Source organism: Cellulophaga sp. RHA_52, assembly GCF_007827205.1.
Classification (GTDB): Bacteria; Bacteroidota; Bacteroidia; order Flavobacteriales; family Flavobacteriaceae; genus Cellulophaga; species Cellulophaga lytica.
On sequence record NZ_VIRZ01000001.1, the window covers coordinates 116,646 to 134,938 of the forward strand.

The 18,293-nt window shown below is 31.5% G+C and carries 17 protein-coding genes; 2 read left to right on the forward strand and 15 right to left on the reverse strand.

What is annotated here, in order from left to right; translation table 11 throughout:
• Positions 1 to 53 precede the first annotated feature (53 nt).
• From queA to rsgA, 7 genes are all read right to left on the reverse strand, one after another.
• A complete protein-coding gene (gene queA, locus JM80_RS00525; protein ID WP_013621561.1) occupies positions 54 to 1,103 on the reverse strand; it encodes a tRNA preQ1(34) S-adenosylmethionine ribosyltransferase-isomerase QueA in 1,050 nt (349 codons plus the stop codon).
• A gap of 201 nt (positions 1,104 to 1,304) precedes the next feature.
• Positions 1,305 to 2,534: a 3-phosphoshikimate 1-carboxyvinyltransferase gene (locus tag JM80_RS00530; RefSeq protein ID WP_144708887.1), complete on the reverse strand. Its 1,230-nt coding sequence runs from the start codon at positions 2,532 to 2,534 to the stop codon at positions 1,305 to 1,307.
• Between the two features lie 33 nt (positions 2,535 to 2,567).
• Positions 2,568 to 2,894 carry a nucleotide pyrophosphohydrolase gene (locus tag JM80_RS00535; RefSeq protein ID WP_034643024.1) on the reverse strand — a complete coding sequence of 109 codons (327 nt, stop codon included), beginning with the start codon at positions 2,892 to 2,894 and terminating at the stop codon, positions 2,568 to 2,570.
• The gene (locus JM80_RS00540) at positions 2,894 to 4,909 is read right to left on the reverse strand and encodes a transglutaminase domain-containing protein (protein ID WP_034643027.1); all 2,016 of its coding nucleotides are present in this window, start codon (positions 4,907 to 4,909) and stop codon (positions 2,894 to 2,896) included. The genes JM80_RS00535 and JM80_RS00540 overlap by 1 nt, the downstream gene beginning before the upstream one ends.
• Positions 4,910 to 4,954: 45 nt before the next feature.
• The gene (locus JM80_RS00545) at positions 4,955 to 6,868 is read right to left on the reverse strand and encodes a DUF3857 domain-containing protein (protein ID WP_144708889.1); all 1,914 of its coding nucleotides are present in this window, start codon (positions 6,866 to 6,868) and stop codon (positions 4,955 to 4,957) included.
• 64 nt (positions 6,869 to 6,932) lie between these two features.
• Entirely contained in the window at positions 6,933 to 7,385 is a 453-nt protein-coding gene (gene dtd / locus JM80_RS00550; RefSeq protein ID WP_144708891.1) for a D-aminoacyl-tRNA deacylase, read from the reverse strand.
• Positions 7,382 to 8,335 carry a ribosome small subunit-dependent GTPase A gene (rsgA, locus tag JM80_RS00555; protein ID WP_034643033.1) on the reverse strand — a complete coding sequence of 318 codons (954 nt, stop codon included), beginning with the start codon at positions 8,333 to 8,335 and terminating at the stop codon, positions 7,382 to 7,384. The genes dtd and rsgA overlap by 4 nt, the downstream gene beginning before the upstream one ends.
• Positions 8,336 to 8,446: 111 nt before the next feature.
• On the opposite strand from rsgA, the gene JM80_RS00560 reads away from it, so the two are divergent.
• On the forward strand, positions 8,447 to 8,890 hold the full coding sequence (locus tag JM80_RS00560; protein ID WP_013621554.1) for a hypothetical protein: 444 nt from the start codon (positions 8,447 to 8,449) through the stop codon (positions 8,888 to 8,890).
• A gap of 66 nt (positions 8,891 to 8,956) precedes the next feature.
• Here JM80_RS00560 and JM80_RS00565 read toward each other — a convergent pair whose 3' ends face one another.
• The 4 genes from JM80_RS00565 to JM80_RS00580 form a co-directional block, all read right to left on the reverse strand.
• Positions 8,957 to 10,039 carry a bifunctional 3-deoxy-7-phosphoheptulonate synthase/chorismate mutase type II gene (locus tag JM80_RS00565; RefSeq protein WP_144708892.1) on the reverse strand — a complete coding sequence of 361 codons (1,083 nt, stop codon included), beginning with the start codon at positions 10,037 to 10,039 and terminating at the stop codon, positions 8,957 to 8,959.
• Positions 10,040 to 10,045: 6 nt separating this feature from the next.
• Positions 10,046 to 10,906, reverse strand: a complete 861-nt coding sequence (locus tag JM80_RS00570) for a prephenate dehydrogenase (RefSeq protein ID WP_013621552.1) — start codon at positions 10,904 to 10,906, stop codon at positions 10,046 to 10,048.
• Between the two features lie 76 nt (positions 10,907 to 10,982).
• Positions 10,983 to 12,125, reverse strand: a complete 1,143-nt coding sequence (locus tag JM80_RS00575) for a pyridoxal phosphate-dependent aminotransferase (protein ID WP_144708894.1) — start codon at positions 12,123 to 12,125, stop codon at positions 10,983 to 10,985.
• Positions 12,122 to 12,949 carry a prephenate dehydratase gene (locus JM80_RS00580; RefSeq protein ID WP_013621550.1) on the reverse strand — a complete coding sequence of 276 codons (828 nt, stop codon included), beginning with the start codon at positions 12,947 to 12,949 and terminating at the stop codon, positions 12,122 to 12,124. The genes JM80_RS00575 and JM80_RS00580 overlap by 4 nt, the downstream gene beginning before the upstream one ends.
• A gap of 413 nt (positions 12,950 to 13,362) precedes the next feature.
• Between JM80_RS00580 and gldA the strand changes: the two genes are divergently transcribed.
• On the forward strand, positions 13,363 to 14,253 hold the full coding sequence (gldA, locus tag JM80_RS00585) for a gliding motility-associated ABC transporter ATP-binding subunit GldA (protein ID WP_034643037.1): 891 nt from the start codon (positions 13,363 to 13,365) through the stop codon (positions 14,251 to 14,253).
• Here gldA and JM80_RS00590 read toward each other — a convergent pair.
• The 4 genes from JM80_RS00590 to metF form a co-directional block, all read right to left on the reverse strand.
• Positions 14,243 to 15,331: a serine hydrolase gene (locus tag JM80_RS00590; protein WP_144708896.1), complete on the reverse strand. Its 1,089-nt coding sequence runs from the start codon at positions 15,329 to 15,331 to the stop codon at positions 14,243 to 14,245. The genes gldA and JM80_RS00590 overlap by 11 nt on opposite strands.
• Positions 15,332 to 15,350: 19 nt before the next feature.
• The gene (locus JM80_RS00595; RefSeq protein ID WP_370511812.1) at positions 15,351 to 16,157 is read right to left on the reverse strand and encodes a head GIN domain-containing protein; all 807 of its coding nucleotides are present in this window, start codon (positions 16,155 to 16,157) and stop codon (positions 15,351 to 15,353) included.
• Between the two features lie 4 nt (positions 16,158 to 16,161).
• The gene (locus JM80_RS00600) at positions 16,162 to 17,250 is read right to left on the reverse strand and encodes an acyloxyacyl hydrolase (RefSeq protein WP_075695126.1); all 1,089 of its coding nucleotides are present in this window, start codon (positions 17,248 to 17,250) and stop codon (positions 16,162 to 16,164) included.
• A 62-nt stretch (positions 17,251 to 17,312) separates the two neighbouring features.
• Positions 17,313 to 18,266, reverse strand: coding sequence for a methylenetetrahydrofolate reductase [NAD(P)H] (gene metF, locus JM80_RS00605; protein WP_013621545.1), 954 nt, complete (start codon positions 18,264 to 18,266; stop codon positions 17,313 to 17,315).
• Between the last annotated feature and the right edge of the window lie 27 nt (positions 18,267 to 18,293).

The window sequence follows — 18,293 nt, forward strand, 5'->3', positions numbered from 1 at the left end:
CTATTAAAAATAGAAAACTGACGGGATTTATATTTTATGTATTAAAATGCCAATTATATAATTAGCATTGCATCTCCGTAAGAGTAAAATTTATAGCTTTCTAAAATAGCCTCTTTGTATGCTTTTTTCATAAGGTCATGGCCAATAAAAGCAGAAACCATCATTAACAAAGTAGACTTTGGTAAGTGAAAGTTTGTAACCATAGAGTTAGCAATACTAAAATCATAAGGAGGAAAAATAAATTTATTTGTCCATCCTTCATACGTATTTAAGTGTCCGTTACTAGAAACTGCACTTTCTAAACCACGCATAGCCGTTGTACCAATAGCACAAATTCTACGTTTATTATCTATAGCAGCGTTTACAACCTCTGTAGCTTTTTCATCAATAACTAACTCTTCACTATCCATTTTATGTTTAGATAAATCTTCTACCTCTACTGGGTTAAAAGTTCCTAAACCAACGTGTAAAGTTAATTCTGCAAAATCTACTCCTTTAATTTCTAATCTTTTTAATAAGTGTTTAGAAAAGTGTAAACCTGCTGTTGGTGCAGCTACAGCACCTTCGTGCTTAGCGTATATTGTTTGGTACCTGTCTTCATCAGATTCCTCTACTTCTCTTTTTATGTATTTAGGTAATGGTGTTTCCCCTAAATCTTTTAATTTTTGTCTAAAGTCTGTATAAGAACCATCGTATAAAAAACGTAAAGTTCTACCTCTAGATGTTGTATTATCTATAACTTCTGCAACTAAAGTTTCATCGTCACCAAAATACAATTTATTTCCTATTCTTATTTTACGTGCAGGATCTACTAAAACATCCCATAAACGCTGTTCTGCATTTAATTCACGTAATAAAAACACTTCAATTCTTGCTCCTGTTTTTTCTTTATTACCATATAAACGAGCAGGAAAAACTTTAGTGTTGTTTAAAACCATTACATCTCCCTCATCAAAATAATTAATAAGGTCTTTAAACATTTTGTGTTCAATTTTTCCGGTTTCTCTATGTATTACCATCAATTTAGCTTCATCCCTGTGTTCAGAAGGATACTCGGCTAACAAATTGTCTGGAAGTTCAAAATTAAAGCTAGATAATTTCATTTAATATTTTTTATGATGTTAACGGTTATACATAACCTCTGAAAATTAAAAACGATATTATTTTATGCCAATAAAAAAGCACTCAACGTTTTACGGTTTAGTGCATATTTTTTTAATTTTCTTTTTATGCGATTGCAAATATACTATGCTACAATAGGCGTTGTCAAGTAAAACACCAATTAAATAACAATTTAACCACAATTATGCTTCTTTTACACCAAATTTAAGCAGTTTAAGGTCGGTCCAGAAATCTGGGTAAGACTTAGACACCACACCTGCATCATTAATAAACAAGTTTGTTTTTAGCGCCAAAGGAGCAAAAGCCATTCCCATTCTATGGTCATTATAGGTATCTATAGCAATGTCTTTGTTAATTTTTGTTGTTGGTTTTATAGTAAGTGTCTTGTCTGTAACCGTAATAGACGCTCCTAATTTTGTAAGCTCTGTTTTTAAAGCCTCTAACCTATCTGTTTCTTTAATTTTAAGCGTGTGTAAACCTGTTAAATGGCAACCTAGTCCCAAACCAAAAACCGTAACTGCAATGGTTTGTGCTATATCTGGCGCATTACTAAGGTCTTTTGTAATTTCTTGTGTTTCTTTATCTGTGATCTTTTTTAAAACTACTTTAGCATCTAAAAATGTAGTTTCTACACCAAAATCTGTATAAATATCAGCCAAAACACTATCTCCCTGTAAGCTATGTTTTTTATAGGCAGATAAGGTAATTTCTGTACCAACAGCAGACATTGCTACAATACTGTAAAAATAAGAAGCAGAACTCCAGTCTGACTCTACAACCAGTGTAGTATTACTAACAGATTTTTTTGGCGCCACCTTAATAGTATTACCTTCAAAAGAGTTTTCTACTCCTATTTGCGTAAGTAAAGCTAGCGTCATTTTTATATAAGGCACAGAGGTAATTTTACCAACCAACTCTAACTCTAAACCATTATCTAAACTTGGTGCAGTTAATACTAATGAAGAAATGTATTGACTACTAATATTAGCAGGTAAACTTACTTTGTTTGCTGTTATTTTTTTTCCTTTAATATGTAGCGGAGGATAACCACTATTTTCTAAATAGGTAATATCTGCTCCTAAAGATTTTAATGCATCTACCAATACTCCTATTGGGCGCTCTGTCATACGTTTAGACCCTGTAAGCACAACTTCTTTACCATCTTGGCAAGAAAAATAAGTGGTTAAAAAACGCATTGCTGTACCTGCGTGATGAATATCTACTTCTCCTTTAGACACCTTAATTCCTTTTTGCATTACAATTGCATCATCAGAATTAGAAAGATTTTCTATTTTTATATTCGGATATAATGCTTGTAGTAACAATAGGCGGTTAGACTCGCTTTTGCTTCCTGTTATTTTAATAGCAGAATTTAATGTTTTATTTTCTGGGGCTGATAAATATAATTTCAATGTAAAAGACTTTAAGTGATTAAAAATAAGAACTTATTTTAATTTTTGATTGTTGTGATGACGATCATGATCTCTTTTGGTTTTAAGATCTAATTTTTTATCAAAGGCATCTTGCAAATTTATACCTGTTTGGTTTGCAAGGCAAAGCACAACAAACATAACATCTGCTAGTTCTTCACCTAAATCTTTATTTTTATCAGATTCTTTTTCACTTTGCTCTCCGTATCTACGCGCAATAATACGTGCAACCTCACCTACCTCTTCTGTAAGCTGTGCCATATTTGTAAGCTCGTTAAAATAGCGAACTCCGTGTTCTTTTATCCAGTTATCTACGGCTTCTTGTGCGTTTTGTATGTTCATTATATTTTTGTTAAAACAACCTTCTCGTTTTCCTTCTCTATTAAAATTTTATAATACGTTTTAACAGCCTCGTAATACTTTGGTGTTATAATTGCTTTGTTTATTGATTCTACGACTAATAAATGAATCTGATTATTTTTTTGAGTAACATTATATTTAAAAGATCCTAACTGCTCCGGAAGAGCTATACTTTTAATTTCTGGCAACGTTTCTACTTTGTATCCTTCAGGAATATCTACAATAATTCTATAGGTTGTTTCTGATGGATAACTAAAATCTATAGGGTAACTTCTTTTTTCTAATTTAAAAGGGTTGCTTTTAGATTTGTAAAAAAACATTGGAGAAAAATATATTTTATCACCAATTACATCTGCCTGACTCTCTTTTACAAATTTATAACTTTCCAAGATTGGTTTACCTATATCTAGGCTATTTTTTACTTCAAAATCTGATATTTCTAAATCTAAGGACTTTTCAATTTTTTCTATATAACCATCTTCATCTGCCTCATTATAATTATTTCGGTATATTCTGGCATTATGAAGTTTTACTACCTTTCTATATGAGCCAGATAAATCTCCGTTTGCAGTTAAATTGGTTGTCATCATTATTGTCTTTGTAGACTGTTCATTAGGGTACAAACCTATTGTAGATGACGCTCCGTCTTTAGCAATAATCCTGCCCTCCCAATTAAGCACTCTTGTTGGTAACACATTAGGCATACTATACATACTTGTAGCATCTAAAAGTATAATACCTTCACCAGTATCTATTGCAGAAATCACATAATTATATCCTTCTCTTGTAGGGAAAATAGGAACCCCGTTTCCTCTTGTACTCACTAAAACAGGATTTGCATTTAAACCTGCGTACCTTAGCATAGATGTTAGCATTAGATTAATATCTGCCACATTACCTACATTTTCCTTATAAGCTTTACGTACGCCATTATAGGTGTACTTACCATAAATACCATTCCATTTTACCTTACTTTTTACATAATTATAAATTGCAGCTGCTTTTTGCATAGGGTCTGATAATGAAGATACTAAAGGATCTATATCTTGATTATAATAACCCGTTTTATTTAACTCGGTTCCAAAGCTAGGGCTATCGTAAATTGTCTTTACTACATCTTTCCAAGTTGATGAATAGTATTTAGGAACACTATTAGGGTATTGAACATAAGAGAGTTCATATTTTGCAGCTGCTCTATAATTATCTATATTATTTATATATGGTTCTTCTTTTAAGGCAGGAATATCTGTTACGCTATATATATGCTTGTTTTCAAAAAAATTTATTTTGTCATTACTAAAAGTAGTACTTACTACATTTGATGACATACTAGACCTAGTTTTGCTTTTAATATTTAAACTAGAGTTAACTCTAGTTATTTTTGGATAAATATTTAAATATCCTCTAGAGTTTAATTTATAATTATAGTACTCAGGAGAAGAAAAACTAGATTCTAATTTATTTACAGGTATACTATGCTGAAACACAAACTCATCTACATTAAAAATAAAAGGAGAATTAATTTTGTATTTAAATTCTATTACGCTACCATCTTTAATATTTGGCATTGTAAACTTTGTTTGATCATAAAATTCAGACATCTCAGACTCAAAAATACCATCCTTCTTCAACTTTGTTTCCTCAATTTTATTACCAACTAGGTTATAAGTAACAGCCTTTAGCCCTATTATTTTTTCTCTATTTCCTTGTGATGCTTTATAAAGTGGTATTGCTTTAGTTGCAAAATCATATCCTTCTTTGTTGTAAATTTTTATTCTCTCATAAACTTCGGTTACTAATTCAAAGCCACTATTATCTAAATATCTAAAATAACACTTCTTATGTTTATATAGGTAAGCTGCACTTGCAGATGAATCTAAAGGATGTACCTTTTCATTTAGTTCCTTGGTAGACACTTTTCCAAAATCGAAATCTTGAGCAGAGATTAGGTTAATAGCTAAACTGAATAGTACTACTAAACTGTATTTTTTAATCATAATAAATTGGATTATTTGGTTGTGGGGTTCTGGTTAACTTTTGGTTTATTTTTTTACTAAAACAATTTTTGCATTGTCTGTTAACGATACTTTTTTTCTAAAGTCACGATAGTCTTTATATTTCTCCTTTGGGTAATATCCTTCTTTAATAAGTAATTTTCTTTTGTACACTACATTTTTTAAGTCTTCTGATAACTTATATGACACACTATACAATCCAAATTCATTTTCTACTAAAGTGTTATTAGGCATTGCTTCAACTTCAAAACCTAAAGGAAGTAGAATTTCAAATTCATCTTCATCAAAATATCCTCTTTGTATTTCTAATGGTAATTTTCTATTTCTGTACCTATCTGGTACTGCATTATTTCTGTTTAGTGCATTTACCATAAATAGCAACCTATTGCCACTAACAGAAGCATAATTTGTTGCCTCTAAACTAATTTTTTCTGTAAAAACAATACTATCTCTATTATTTAAAAGGGTATAATTATTAATTTTAAGGTTATTTATATAACTCCAATAAGATGTATAATGCTTTTTAATATCATCAGATGTTTTTCTTTCTATGCTAAACCTATCATCATATTGTACACCTTTAGTTGTAATTACTACATCTGCAGCAATTACTCCGGTGTTTGAAAGTGAAATATGAGCTTCTGTCTTTTGATAATTATCCTCATTTACATAACTATCTGTCTGTACCAACTCACCTCCATCTGGTTTTATAACATGTACTGTTCTTCCGTCTGTAAAATCTCCTAAAAACCCAAATGGATGTATTTGAGATGTACAATCTATCCAGTAGTACTTATCATTACTCTCTATTGCTAAAATAACGTGGTTACCCGCTGCCAATGATGCAAAACCTTTATTAAAACTTTCTTTATAATTACCCGCTTCTACGTGTGTATAAAATGCTTTTACACCAACAGCGTGTAACAAGGCCATTGTGTAATTAGATAATCCTTTGCAATCTCCATACTTTACCCTATCTACATCTAAAGCAGATATTGGTTGCATACCTCCAATACCTACTTGTACACTTATATACCTTGTATTATCTTGTACATACTTGTATATAATTTTTGCTTTTTCAATGTCTGACTTAGCTTCTTTTGTTAAAGATTTCACCGTATTTATTGTAGATTCTGGCAACTCACCCCTACCTTTAAGTAAGTTAGTGTACATCCACTTACCCAAATCTTGCCAAGTTTTTATTGAAGCATCATAACCACCATAAGTAAAGTTTATTGGCCTTATTTGCAGCTTTGGTGATATTTTATAAAAAGCCGGACTTAAACTTTCTTTTTTTAATGCAGGTATATTTTTTACTGTATATGAAGTACTACCGCTTTTTATTATTTTTTCAACATCTAAACCTTCTAAGTTTGCCTCCCTAATTTCTGGCTTAAAACTTTCGTCATCATAGGTAATTGAAATACTACTTTTTTCTGTACTTAAATAAAAAGAGTCTAAAAAATACCAAGCTGGTATTAATTCACCTGTATTAGAGTTGGTATACTCATAGGTAAACTCCATAGTGTAAGGGTAAGTTACTGGGGTATAATCTAAATATTTTATTCTGGAGTCTGAGTATAATGTACTACCATCTACTGCACTAACATCTTTAAAGTCTTTTTCTTTAAACTTTCCTATTTGTTTTCCTAGTTGATTATAAACTAAGGCTTGCACAGATATTAATTTACTGTCTAAATCATATCCTCTATAGGTATGTGTTGCAACATCTCCGAATTTATTTAAAACAGTTACAATTCTTTTATGCTTAATATTCATTTTAGTCTTAGAACTAATATGAATGTTCATTTCATCTAACCGTACAACTGCATTTGCATTTTTGGTTAAATTGGAATTAATTAATAAAGATTGATAATTAAAATCTTGTGCTTCAGTTAGTTGAAAAAAAAGAAGCAATATAAAGCTGAAAAATAAGCGCATTGGTTGGTTTTGGTTGAGCCTAAATTAATAAAAACTCTTAAAAAACCTACAAAAAAATATACGATTATTCCTTATTTTTTGTATCTATTATTATTGTAACCGGACCATCATTACGTAAATCTACTTTCATATCTGCACCAAAAACACCAGTACCAACAGGTTTACCTAAAGTGTTTTCTAATTGAGAAACAAAAGTAGTATACAATGGTATTGCAACATCTGGTTTTGCTGCTTTTATGTAAGAAGGTCTATTTCCTTTTTTAGTTGCAGCATACAGCGTAAATTGACTTACAACAATTGCATCTCCTTTACAATCTAAAAGAGAGTTATTCATTACTCCTTTATCATCATTAAAAATTCTAAGATTTGCAATTTTACGAGTCAACCAATCTATATCTTCCTTTGTATCATTAGTTTCAACACCCAACAAAATTAAAAGGCCTAAATTTATTTTAGAAACAACTTTATCATCAACGGTAACACTAGCTTTTGTTACCCTTTGTATTACTGCTCTCATTTTTTGTCTCCGTAAATATCTTGTCTGTAGTTTTCTTCCTCTCCTGTTATCATTTGCACGTAGCTTTTATACCTACTCCAAGCCACCTCATCATTCTCTAAAGCATCTTTAACAGCGCATTTAGGCTCATCAATATGCAAACAATTATTAAATTTACACTCACTCTTTAGTGCAAAAAATTCAGGAAAATAGTCACCTATTTCTTCTTTTTCCATATCTACAATTCCAAAGCCACGTATACCTGGTGTGTCTATAATTTGGGCTCCAAAATCTAAATCGTACATTTCTGCAAAAGTTGTGGTATGTTGCCCTTGCATGTGCTGTTCAGATATTTCTTTAGTTTTTATATTTAACTCTTTATCTATGGTATTTACTAAGGTAGATTTACCTACACCAGAATGACCAGAAAACATACTTATTTTACCTGTCATCATTTCTTTTACCTTATCTACGTTTTTACCTGTTTTTGCAGAAATACCAACGCAGGTATACCCAATGCTACGGTATAATGCTGCTAAATACTTAACATCTAAAAGTTCATCTTCATCATAAGAATCTATCTTATTAAATAATAAAACGGCAGGTATACCATAGGCTTCCGCTGTCACTAAAAAACGATCTATAAAACTGGTAAATGTTTGCGGATTATTTAACGTTATCATTAAAAAAACCTGGTCTAAATTTGCTGCAATTATATGTGTTTGCTTAGATAAGTTTACAGATTTACGTACAATGTAATTTTTACGGTCTTTAATTTCTGTAATGGTAGCGTTGGTCTCATCTCCACTTTTTTCAAGATCAAAAGACACCCTATCGCCTACTGCAATTGGGTTAGTGCTTTTTATGCCTTTTAAACGGAACTTACCCTTTATTCTACAGTCATAAAATACACCATCATCTGTTTTTACAGTGTACCAACTTCCAGTAGATTTATAAACAGTTCCTATCATTTTGTATTCTTTATTTTACTTTCTTTTTACAAAGAAACAATATATGCGCTATACTACAGCTTTTTTTTTCTCGTTTAAAAAATTATATAAACAACAAACAAATTAACAATTATGAAAAAATTATTATTTTTTGCATTTATCCTTTGCTTATCTACAGTAGATTTATCTGCTCAACAATTTAAAGTTATTACTAGTGTTGAGTCTATTGTTCCTAACGGATTAGGCAGATCTAGAATAATTTCTGCTAACGAGGAGAAAGATTACAAAGAGTACACTTCTACACAAACTGAAGAAGATAACACAAGAAATAAATCTAAAAGAGGAGACATTAGAGTTAAAGGCTTTGATGAAACTAAATTACTTAACTTTTACAATATTGGCGGAATTAGATTTCAAAACATAGCTGCCAATGATGCCATTATTACTTCTAAAATTAATGCAATGGTTAAAGAAGGCTGGGAACTTGCCTTTGTAACTAGTGCTGTTGAAAGTGAAGCTGGTAAAGGTGATGGTAAAGGTATTTTTATTACCAGATACATTTTTAAGAAAAAATAATTTCTTAAACCTTTTTTATAAAAATCCCGATGCAATTTTACATCGGGATTTTTTTTATACTCTAAATTATCCTTTAATAATTTTTTCCTGATGGTTAATTGACTCTTGGTGTATTGCTTTAAACATTTTTAAAACAAACTCTTCACTTAAGCCTTTAGATTCTCCTTCTAAAATCATTGCACCTAAAATCTCATTCCATCTTGTAGATTGTAAAACGGCTACGTTTTTCTCTTTTTTAAGAGCTCCAATTCCGTCAGAAATTTTCATTCTTTTTCCTAATGTTTCAATTAACTGTGCGTCAATAACATCTATTTGTGCACGTAAATTACTTAGGTCTTTGTTGTACTCTGCTTCTGGATCAGATTCTTTTCTAATTTTTAAATCGCGCATAATTTGCACTAATTTGTCTGGTGTTACTTGTTGTGCAGCATCACTCCACGCATTATCCGGATCAAAATGAGTTTCAATCATTAACCCATCAAAATTAAGATCTAGTGCTGTTTGCGATACATCAAAAATCATATCTCTTTTACCTGTAATATGAGACGGATCATTAATTAATGGTAAATCTGGAAATCTGTTTTGAAACTCAATTGCCAATTGCCACTCTGGTATATTTCTGTACTTTGTTTTTTCATAGGTAGAAAAACCTCTGTGTATTGCACCTAAGTTTTTAATACCAGCAGTATGTAAACGCTCTATACCACCTAACCACAAAGATAAATCTGGGTTAATTGGGTTTTTTACCAATACAATTTTATCTGTACCTGCCAATGCATCTGCAATTTCTTGCATAATAAACGGACTTACAGATGTACGCGCACCAATCCATAATAAATCTATATCATGTTCTAACGCAAGTTCTACGTGTGCTCTGTTTGCAACTTCTGTAGCTGTTTTTAAACCTGTTTCTGCTTTTACTTTTTGTAGCCACTTAAGACCTAAAATACCTACGCCTTCAAAATTCCCAGGACGGGTTCTTGGCTTCCAGATACCAGCTCTGTAATAATTTACATCTGTATCTTTTAATTGATGAGCAATTTTTAAAACTTGCTCTTCAGTTTCAGCACTACACGGCCCTGCTATTACTAGTGGATGATCTAGCTTCATGTCATCCAACCATGTTCTCATTTCTTTTGAGTTTTCCATCTTTACTTAATTTTTATTCTGGGGTATTCCTTTTAATATTTCTTTTATCTTGTTTGTACTTTCCATTTCATTATAAATGCCTGTATAATTGTCTTCTTCAATCATTTCTTTAAAGGCTTTTAAATTCTGAATGTACTCTTCTAATGTTTCTAAAACATTTGTTTTATTCTGCTTAAAAATTGGCGTCCACATTGCTGGTGAACTTTTTGCTAAACGCACAGTACTCTCAAATCCACTGCCTGCCATATCAAATATATCGCGTTCATTCTTTTCTTTTTCAATAACCGTTTTTCCTAACATAAAAGAACTAATATGAGATAAATGAGACACGTAAGCTATGTGTTTGTCATGAGCATCTACATTCATATAACGTATACGCATACCCATATCTCTAAAAAGATCTAATGCTTTTTCCTGCAACTTAAATGCTGTTTTTTCTACTTCGCAAATAATATTTGTTTTGCCTTTAAACAAATTTTCTATAGCTGCAGACGGACCACTAAACTCTGTACCAGCTATAGGATGACAGGCTATAAAATTCCTCCTTTTAGGGTGGTTTTCTACCTGTTTACAAATTAAGCCTTTTGTAGAACCTGCATCCAATACAATAGCATCATCATTAATAGCATCTAATATTTTTGGCAACTCTACTACCATTACATCTACAGGAATACTAACAATTACTACATCTGCCAACTGCAAATCATGATAACTTGCCTTTTGGTCTATTACGCCTAAAGACAATGCCTCTTCTATATGTGCATCATTAATATCTACACCATAAATTTTAGCACTAGCATTTATTCTTTTAATATCCTTGGCCATTGAGCCACCTATTAATCCTATGCCAATTACAAATACGTTCATTCCTTATTTTATATAATAGTAAAGATGTTGGTCGTAAAACTTACTTATTACTAAACTTTAATACCGCTACTTCTTTTTAAAATCTACTTATTGCTTCTTTAATTTTCTCTTGGGTTACACATAATGAAAAACGTATATACCCTTCTCCGTTACTTCCAAAAATCGTTCCTGGTGTTATAAACACATCTTTACTGTACAATACTTCATCTATAAATTCTTCTGATGAAATACTACCTATTGGCAGCTTTGCCCAAACAAACATTCCTACAGCATTTTTATCATAAGTACAATTTAACTTGTCTGCTAATTGAAAAATTAAATCTCTACGTGTAGCATACACCTTATTTAATTCTGTAAACCAATCTTTGCTACTTTTTAATGCTGCTATAGCTCCTTTTTGTATACCATAAAACATACCAGAGTCCATATTACTTTTTACTTTTAATACGGCATTTATATGTTCTGCGCTTCCCAAAACCATACCTACACGCCAGCCGGCCATATTAAAAGTTTTGCTAAGCGAGTTTAATTCTAAGGCACAATCTTTAGCTCCTTCTATACTTAAAATGCTTGTTGGCGCAGTATTTAAAACAAAACTATAAGGGTTATCATTCACCAATAAAATATTGTTTTTTAAGGCAAATGCAACTAACTTTTGTAATTGTTCTTTAGTTGCCACAGCTCCTGTTGGCATATGCGGGTAACATACCCACATTATTTTTACCTTAGATAAATCTTGCTTTTCTAAAGCATCTAAATCAGGAAACCAATTATTATCTGATACAAGGTCATAATACATAGGTTCTGCTCCTACTAAATTAGTTACAGATGTATATGTTGGGTATCCTGGATTTGGAATTAAAGCCGCATCACCAACATTTAAAAAAGCCATGCTAATATGTAAAATACCTTCTTTGGATCCCATTAATGGTAAAATTTCATTAACTGGATCTGCAGTAACACTAAAATTATTTTTATAAAAAACAGCTATGCTTTCTCTTAATTCTGGTAACCCTTGGTAGCTTTGGTATTGGTGTGCTCCTGCATCTTCTACTGCATTTTTTATAGCATCTACAACTATTTCAGATGGCACCAAATCTGGACTACCAATTCCCATATTAATAATAGGTTTACCATTGGCCATTAACCCACGTACTTCTCTAAGTTTTTTAGAAAAATAGTATTCCTGTATATGTTCTAATCTATCTGCAGTTATCATCCTCTTGCATTTTTGTATTCTCCTAAAACTTTAAATTCTTCTGCCATAATTTGCAATAAGGCTTTGGCTTTTTTATAATCTTTGTACTTTAAAAAAGTTACATCTACAAAGAAAGAGTATTTCCAAGGTTGTTCTATTACTGGTAGTGATTGTATTTTTGTTAAGTTTAGGTTACAATCGCTCATTACATTTAAAACTGCCGCTAAACTGCCACGTTTATGATCTAAAACAAAGCGTAATGATGCCTTGTTTATTTCTTCTTCTGGCAACTCTTTATTTTCCTTTTTAAGAATAATAAAACGGGTTGCATTATTAGAAATTGTTTGTATTTCTGATGCTACAACTTCTAAATTGTATAATTCTGATGCTACTTTTGGAGCAATAGCCGCAATACCTTTTAAGTTATCTTTTTCTATACGCTGTGCTGTTTCTGCTGTATCTACAGATTCTACCAATTTTATATGTGAGTATGCTTTTAAAAAATCTTTACATTGTAATAGTGCCATTGGGTGAGAATGTACCTCTTGTATATCTTCAATTTTTTGACCTTCTAAAGCCATTAAATGATGATGAATATTTAGATAATGCTCTCCAATTATATGTAAATCGTTATTATAAACAAGCGCATAATTTGGTATTATAGAACCTGCAATTGAGTTTTCTATAGCCATAACTGCTTTATCTGCGTAACCCGTCATTAGTTGATGAATTAGCTCATCAAAAGAAAGACACTCTACCAATTCTACATCTTCACCAAAAAACTCATTAGCTACTTGGTGGTGGTTAGAACCCTTTATACCTTGTATTGCAATTTTTAATGCCATTTCTTTTTATCTACTTAAACGTCAATTTTTTGTATAAAAAAAGTCCCGTTATACACGGGACTTTAATTTATATCTATATTTTAAATATACTACAACAGTCCCGTACCTCTCTTAAAAAAGAAGTAAAAATAAAAACCGTTCCAGAAATATCTTGTGTTCATTGTTCTTGTAATATGTGGCTAAGGTAATTATTAAATTTAAAAAACAAATTTTATTATTATTTTTTTTCACTCATCTAACATTATTTAATACCTGTGTTATTTTTTTAACATTTAATTAAGAGTTGTGTTTTTAAAAATGTTAATGTTATGTTAATGAATATTGTTATAAAACGTTAAAAATCGCCTTTTTTTCTTATCTGATTTAAAAACAAAATTCACTTATTTACGTTATTTTTGATAAAAAATATAAGTATGTCTATTTCGGTACAAAACATCAGTAAAACTTTTGGCAGTCAAAAAGCTCTAGATAATGTTTCCTTTACTATAAACAAAGGTGAAATTGTTGGCTTTTTAGGTCCTAATGGAGCTGGTAAGTCTACACTTATGAAAATACTTACTACTTATATTTTAGCTGATAGCGGAGATGCTGCTGTAAATGAGTTTAGCGTTGCTGATAAAATTAATGTACAAAAAAGTATTGGCTACTTACCTGAACACAACCCTTTGTACTTAGATATGTATGTAAAAGAATACTTAACATTTAATGCTAATGTTTACAAAGTATCTAAAACTAGAATTGAAGAAGTTATAGAACAAACTGGTTTAACACCAGAAGCACATAAAAAAATAGACCAACTATCTAAAGGATACAGACAACGCGTTGGTTTAGCTGCTGCATTATTACATAACCCTGAAGTTTTAATACTAGATGAACCTACAACTGGTTTAGATCCTAACCAACTCTTAGAAATACGTAAACTAATTAAAGACATTGGTAAAGAAAAAACCATTTTACTATCTACACATATTATGAAAGAAGTAGAAGCTGTTTGTGACCGTGTTGTAATTATTAATAAAGGTGTAGTTGTTGCAGATAAAAAGTTAACCGACCTAAGAGACGCTAAAGAACAAATTATAGAAGTAGAGTTTGATTATAGAGTTGAAGAGCAACTACTAAACAGACTACCAAATGTGGTTGCTGTTAAAAATACTGCTGGTTTTGTTTATGAAATTACTTTTGATACTGATGTAGATATGCGCCCTGCTGTGTTTGACTTTGCTCACGACAACCAGCTAAAAACACTACAACTTAGCCGTAAAAATAAAAACTTAGAAAGTTTATTTACAGAGATTACTGGTTAAACTCTTTTGCTTTTTCTACAAACCCTAGCACAACCTCATCCAACACATCTTGTATATTAGGGTTGGTACAATTGGTTAATATACTAAGTACCAATTGTTGCTTTGGATACACAAAAAAGTTTGAGTAGCCGCCTACGCCATTACCAATATGGCCGTAATACGCATTGCCTTTTTTATCTGTACTTACTTGCCAACCTAAACCATAGTAGGTAGACTCACCTTTTACTTCTTGCGCTGTTAAAAATTGTTGCTGTATAACTTCTTGTAAAAAATCACCTTTTAAATATGCGTTTCCTAGTTTTACAATATCTGTAGTTGTAGATAAAAACCCGCCACCAGCAAGCTTGTAATAATTGTTTACTTCCAATGCTTTTCTAAAACCAAGTTTTTTTTGAGAGTAAAACTGAGTAATACCTTTTATAAAGCTCCCTTTTACTTCAGCAAATGTGTGCTTCATTTGTAAAGGATCTAAAACTTTTTTTTGCACATACTCTTCAAAAGGTACACCACTTGCCTCTTGCATTGCTAGTGACAATAAAACCCAATCATAACTATTGTAATGGTAATTTGTTCCTGGTTTAAAAAGTAAATCATCATCCTTAAAAATAACAATACTATCTTTAATAGTATATGGAATATTTAAACCATATTCTTTTCCTCTGTAACCACGTATACCTGCGGTATGAGTAGCCAATTGTTTAATTGTAAAGTCGTACTTTTTTTTAGGATAATAAGGAACATAAGTATAAAAAGACTCTTCCAAATCTATTACACCATCTTGCACCATTATAGCTAATGCAGTTGCAGCAATGGGCTTAGAAACGCTTGCTATTCTAAATACAGATGTTGCAGTGTTTATTTGCGTTTTCTTTTCTAGATCAGAAAATCCATATCCTTTATCAAAAATAGTTTTATTGTGTTGTATTACTTTAATAGCAATACCTGGAACTTTTGCATTACTTATTAAAGATTGCAGTAGTTCATCAGCCTTACTATAGCTAATACTATTTGTTGTTCTTTTTGGTTTATTTCTACCAATTCTATTAGAAAAATAAGAGAAGAATCTTTTAAAACTCAATATTAAGCAACTTTAATTATTACTCTTTAAATATAAGCTTTCCTTTATAAAGCTCCTCTACATTTACAACATTTGGTTTGTTAAAACTAATAACATCACCAACACCTCTAATTGTACCAGATATACTCTCTTCCGGATTTACCAGCATATCATTAGAGCTTCTATGATTTACACTTACAGTTTTAGCTATTAAATTTTCGGCATTTAATCTAGAGTCTCCAGCTGCAAAAACAACATTTAAACTTTCTGCTGTTCCTTTTAATTTAAAATAAGCAGCTCCGTTAGAAACCAAAGAAACTCTTGTACCAGATAATTCTAAATCAAAAGACCCAGTTGTAAAATCTGCTTCTGAGTCACCAAAATCTTCAGATAAAAGGCTCAAATTTGGGTAACTTAAAATCCCATCACTACTAATATCAAAACCAGTACTACTACGTATAGATGTTATATTTGGTGCAGTAACATAAAAAGTAGTTAAACCATAATCTCTAGTAAAATTACAACCGTTAGTATTAGTTAAGAGCAACTTACCATCTACAACTTTTGCATCTATATCATTACGCAAATATTCTCCTGTTTCTACCTCAACTTTTTGCACAGGACCTTCTTTTATTACTAAAGCAGAGTTTTCAAAAATAGTAATAGTAGTAAACGGTTCTACTACTATTTCTTCTGTAATTATATCTCCTGCGTTCTGTAAACAATCAGATACATTTTCACTATTACAACCATACACTAAAGCAAGTGTTAAAGTGCATAACAAAATTGATTTACCCGTAATTTGTAATCCTATATTTTTAATCTGTTTTCTTGTAATCATCTTCATATTTTTAAAAACGGATTCCAACTCCAAACTCTACGGCCTCTGCTTTAGCAGCGTGAGATTTTAAAGTAACTGCAGCAAACATTTTATCTCCAAAGTAACGCTTAAGTCCCATTCTATTATACATTCTACCTTCAAAATCAAACGGGTAATATACATAATAGCCTAGTTGTGTTACTACAGACATTTTGTTTATGTACAACTCGTGTCCAACAAAAACACCAACACGTTTATAATCGTCATTAGCATCTACTTCCTTCTCAGGAAAAGCAATAGAATTGTATGTAATTAATTCCTTTAAAAATTTAGAAAAGAAAACATCTGCACCTAACTGAAATCCACTTTTTCTACCAATTCTTTTATCTGCATAAGCAGATAAAATATAAAAAGGAGATTGTCCCAAACCAATAACATCACTTTCATTAACACCACCTCTAAAAGCTACATTTAAGTGTATAGGCTGGTTGTAATTTGTAGTATCTGTAATGGTCTTGTATGGTATTTTTTTTCCTCCGTCTAGGTCATACGTTAAACCTGCATTTAACGCAATGGTGTTTGTAGATGTATTTGGCGCTTTAAAGTTTGCATTAGAATAGTGCACCAATGTTAGTCCGGCTTTAAAACCCAAGCCCTTATAAATATTCTCTTTATGGTAATTAACCATTGCATAGGTACTACTTAAAATATCAGACCCATATGCATTGTTTCTAAAGTTAGTTACTTTATCATAAGGATTTGTAGTATATGCAATACCTTGCCCAACTCTAAGCTGTACATTTCTTTTAAAAAAATAAAAATTGTAATGTGCATACGCACCATAGTTCTTACCAAGCGTACTATTATTCATATCTTGGTAAATAAACGAGTATCCTAAATCTGGATAATTATAAAGTTGTTCCCAAGCCTCATCACCAAAAGTTTTTTTATTATAACTTAAAATAAAACCAGCTGGGTGCGCACTAATTAAATGCGCAATACTATTATTATGTAATGCAATAGAGCCGTAAAACTGATTTGCATCTATTACTATTTTACTTTTCTGCTGAGCAAAACACCCTACAGAAAACAAGGCAATAAAAAGGATTCTTATATTCATTGCGTGCAAAAATAGCAATTTTACACCTACAGCAAATCTTTATAGGCTAATACTTACAAAAATTAAAAAAGTTCTTTTGCTATAGCCTTAATATTGTCAGACTTACCCATAGAGTAGTAATGCAACACAGGTACACCAGCAGCTTTTAACTCCTTAGATTGTTGTATAGCCCAATCTACCCCAACTTGGCGCACTGCTTTATTATCCTTACAATCCTCAACAGCATCTACTAAGTCTTGTGGTACATCAATTTTAAAAACTTGTGGTAGTAACTGTAGGTGTTTTTTAACAGCAATTGGTTTTATTCCCGGAATAATTGGCACATGAATTCCAAAATCTTTAGCAGCCTTTACAAACTCAAAATACTTACTATTATCAAAAAACATTTGTGTAACCACATAATCTGCACCAGCATCTACTTTTTGTTTTAAGCGTTTTAAGTCAGTTAATAAAGATGGTGCTTCCATATGTTTTTCTGGGTAACCGGCAACACCAATGCAAAAATCAGAGCAATTATCCGTTTCTATAACCTCATGCAAATAAGTACCACAATTAAGTTTTTGTATTTGTTCTACCAAGCTCACTGCATATTTGTGCCCTCCTTTTGTAGGCTCAAAATACTTTTGCTCTCGCATAGCATCACCACGCAGTGCCATAACATTATCTATACCAAGGTAATGACAATCTACCAATAAATATTCTGTTTCTTCTCTAGTAAAACCACCACACAAAACATGCGGCACAGTATCTACATCATATTTATGTTTTATAGACGCACAAATACCAACCGTTCCTGGGCGCATACGCGTAAGTTTCTTATCTAACAATCCATCACGGTCTATATAAATATACTCTTCTCTAGACGTGGTAACATCAATAAAAGGCGGTTTAAACTCCATTAACGGATCTATGTTTCCGTATAATTCCTGAATATTTCTCCCCTTTACAGGCGGTATAATTTCAAAAGAAAACAATGTTTTTCCGTTTGCGTTTTTAATATGGTCGGTTACTTTCATTTTTATATTTTTTGGCGTTCCTACGGT